This is a genomic window from Streptomyces sp. AcH 505 (assembly GCF_000818175.1).
Lineage (GTDB): Bacteria > Actinomycetota > Actinomycetes > Streptomycetales > Streptomycetaceae > Streptomyces.
In genome coordinates, this window is record NZ_JTIY01000001.1 from 462,191 (window position 1) to 465,707 (window position 3,517).

General features: G+C 75.2%; 2 protein-coding genes. Both read right to left on the reverse strand.

All coding sequences use genetic code 11. The annotated features are described in order from the left end of the window. Positions 1–304: 304 nt before the first annotated feature. Positions 305–1,882, reverse strand: coding sequence for a PucR family transcriptional regulator (locus HY68_RS02065; protein ID WP_041983828.1), 1,578 nt, complete (start codon positions 1,880–1,882; stop codon positions 305–307). 123 nt (positions 1,883–2,005) lie between these two features. Further along, positions 2,006–3,517 (reverse strand): hypothetical protein (locus HY68_RS02070; RefSeq protein WP_063779605.1); only part of this gene is annotated, 1,512 nt, incomplete at its 5' end.

Below are 3,517 nucleotides of genomic sequence, written 5' to 3' on the forward strand. Positions count from 1 at the left end.
CCTTCCCGAAACCGGGGGCAAGCCCCCGGACCCCCGGACCCCCAGCCGCTTGGGCTGCGCCCGGTGCGGCGGGGCGGGACGCACCCCGGCCGACACGAGGCGCGCGGGTACGGGGGCGGGCCCCCGCACCCCCACGACCGGGGCGCTGCCGCAACCCGGTCGGCAGTTGCCGGGGGCAGCACCCGCGAACCGAGGGCCTGTCCGGGGGCTGTGCAACCGCACGATCGGCCGGGGTCCGGGGCCTGCCCCGGTTTCGGGAAGGGGCGGGGCTGGGGAACAAGCTCGCCGCAGGCGACGCGGAGCGCTACGAGGGCGACGGCTCCGCCGTCTTCAGGGCCAGCCACAGTTCCATCCGGACATCCGGGTCGTCCAGCGAGCGCCCCAGAATCTCCTCCACCCGCCGCATCCGGTAGCGCAGCGTGTGCCGGTGCACCCCCAGGTCCGCCGCCGCCGCGTCCCACTGGCCGTGGTGGGACAGCCAGGCGCGCAGCGACGCCGCCAGGTCGCCACGGCCCTTCGCGTCGTGTTCGTACAGCGGGCGCAGCATGCCGTCGGCGAAGGCGCGCACCGCGTCGTCGGCGAGGAGAGGGAGGATCGAGCCCGCCGCCAGTTCCTCGTGTTCGACCAGGGCGCGGCCGCGGCGGCGGGCGACCGAGAGGGCCTGTTCAGCCTGCTTGTACGCGCCGGCCGCTGCGATGGGGCCCGTCGGGGCCGAGAGGCCGATGGCCACTCCGGCCTCTTCCGACTCGCGCGCGGCGTGCGCCACGGCGGCCGTGACCACCGGGCCGCCGTCGACGGCCAGCACGACCAGGCGTTCGTCGCCTTCCGGCACGACCAGGATCGCCTCGGCCGCGCGTGAGGCGGTGGCTTCCAGGGCTTCGGCCAGTACTTCCAGCGGGTGGTCGGTCTCCCGGTCCTGTCCCGCCGCGGCGTCCGCGCTCTCCGCGACCAGCAGCCGGAACGGCGCGTCCAGCAGCTCCCCGTACAGGTCGCCGGCCACGGCGCGCGCGTGGTCCGGCTGGCCGGAGAGCAGCATGCGCAGCACGGCGGCGCCGAGTCGCTGCTCGGCCTCCTGCAAGGCGCGGGAGCGTTCCGTGGTGAGGGTCAGCAGGGCGACCGCCGAGTGGACCGCGTACCGCTCGGCCGTGCCGGGCGCCGCCGCCGTGCCGACGGCCAGCACGCCCCGTACGCGCCGCCCGGTGCCCAGGGACTGGAGTTCCACCCGGTCGTCGGTGTCGACGGCGTCGCCGCCGACCACCTGGGACGCGGGGGCGGGCCGCTCCCCCAGCCTGGCCACGTCGGAGGTCAGCCGGGCGGCCCGTCTGGCCGCCCACTCGGGGGCTGCGGCGACGACGGCGCCCGACGTGTCGTACAGCGCCGCCCAGCCGTCGACGTGCGCGGCGAGGCGGGCCAGCAGCGCCGCCGGGCCTTCGGTGAGCGCGGCGTTCGTCAGCTCGCGCTGGATCTCGAAGCCGGCGCTCACCGCGTGATACTGGTCAGCGGCGATCGCCTGCGAGACCGCCTTGCTGATCGCCAGGAACGCCGTGCGCCGGGGAACGCCGAGCAGCGGCAGCCCCTCGCTGCGCGCCGCCTCGACCAGCGCGTCCGGGATGTCCTCGTAGTTGACGCCGACGGCGAAGCCGAGCCCGGCCACCCCGGCGCCGACCAGCCGCCGTACGTAGCGCCGCATCGCGGCGGGGTCCTCGGCGTCGAGGGTCGTCGCCGTGACGAGCAGCAGCTCGCCGCCCTCCATGTACGGCACGGGGTCGGCCAGCTCGCTGGCGTGCACCCAGCGCACAGGGGTCTGCAGCCGGTCCTCCCCGGCGCGCACGGTGAGCTTGAGCGCCGAGTGCTGGACGAGCGATGCGAGCGTGGGCGGCATGGCGGAACCGTAGGGCTTTCAGCAGCGGGCGGGTGGAGACGGAGAAGTCGTCAGACCAATCTGGCCGTCCCGTATGAACGGCCACTGCCGATTCTGCCAGGTTGTCCGAAGCCCGTCCCGGTCTCAGTGCCGCAAATCCACCAGCAGCGGTGGCGCATGCTCGCCATCGACCGTCCGCAGCGACAGCACCGCGTGCCCCGCCGGCACCGCGTGCGCCAGGTCGGAGGCCGACCACCGCTCGCGCTCGACCTGCCGTACGGTCACGCCCTCCGTGGTCACCGCCTTGCCGCTGACCAGCTTCCGGAAGGAGTGGATGGCGCGGGTCAGCGGCTGGTCGGCGAAGACCGTGCGCTGCGTGACGTCGCGGGTCTCCACCCACTCCGTGCCCCATGCCTCGGCGAACCGCTTGCCGTCCCACGTCGTGATGCCGGCGAAGGCCATCCGGCAGCCGACGGCGCCGAGCAGCGCCGTGTGCAGCGTCTCCGGTACGTCGTCGAGCGTGCGCAGGGTGAGTACGGCCCCGGCGTTGACGGACCGCAGCCGCTGCACACCGCGCAGCGTCTCGGGGGTGAGGGTGCGGGTCGCGTCGTCGAGGACGAGACAGGCGAACAGCGAGTGGTCGGCCCTGACCGCCGCGTTCGCGGTGAACTGGGCGAGCACCAGCCGGGCCAGCAGCCGCGACGCCTCGGCGTGCCCGCGCTCCGGCAGGTCGATACGGACCCGCAGCGGGTGTTCCAGGGCGCGCAGCGAGAACGGCCTGGTCCGGCCGCTGGTGTCGAAGAATCCGGCGAAGGCGGGCCGGTCGAGCAGCGCGATCCGGTCGGCGAGCGCACGGCCGGGGTCCCCGGGCGCGCCTGCCTGCCGCTCGCGTCCTTCGAGCTCCCGGCGCATGGCGTGGTGCCCGTCGGCTTCGAGGGCTTCGCGGAGCGTGGCGATCGCCGTCGGCACCCCGTCGAGCAGTTCGCGCAGTTCGGGGACGGCGGGCAGCCGGCCGTACGCGGCGCGGAACGGGCCGAGCAGCTGCGCGAGCACGGTGGTGGCCCGCCTGCTGTCGGTGTCGGTCAGGTCGCCGACGAGCCCTTCGGCGAGGACGGACGCCGCCTCGTCGGGGTCGTTGGTGCCGCCGTACAGGTCGAGGTCGTACACGGACTGCGGGTCGCCGAGCTTGACCACCACGTCGTACGCGTCGTCGGGCCCGAGCGGGGTCCCGGTGGCGCACACGGCGACGACGGCGGCCTGCCCGGCGAGCGCCTGGAGGGCCAGCGATTCGACGACGGGCCTGACCAGGGCCTGCGTCTTGCCCGCTCCTGGCGGACCGACGGCCAGCAGCGAGGTCCCGAGGAGCTGGGGTTCCAGCGCGATGCCGGTGCCCCGCCTGCCGTACGGGTTGCGCTCGCCGTCCTGGACGGTGCCGAGCCTGACCTGCCGGACGAACAGATCGTGCCGCGCCGCCCTGACGGGCAGGTCGCGCTTGCCGGACGGATGGACGCAGGCGGCGGCTCCGCCGGTCCGTACGGCGTCGGTGAACGCGGGCAGCCGGGTCGGGTCGACCCGCACGGAGTGCCAGGCGCGCCGGATACGGACGTAGTCGACGTCGTTCATCCGGCCCTCGCGCACCTCGGCGGCGAGCCGCGC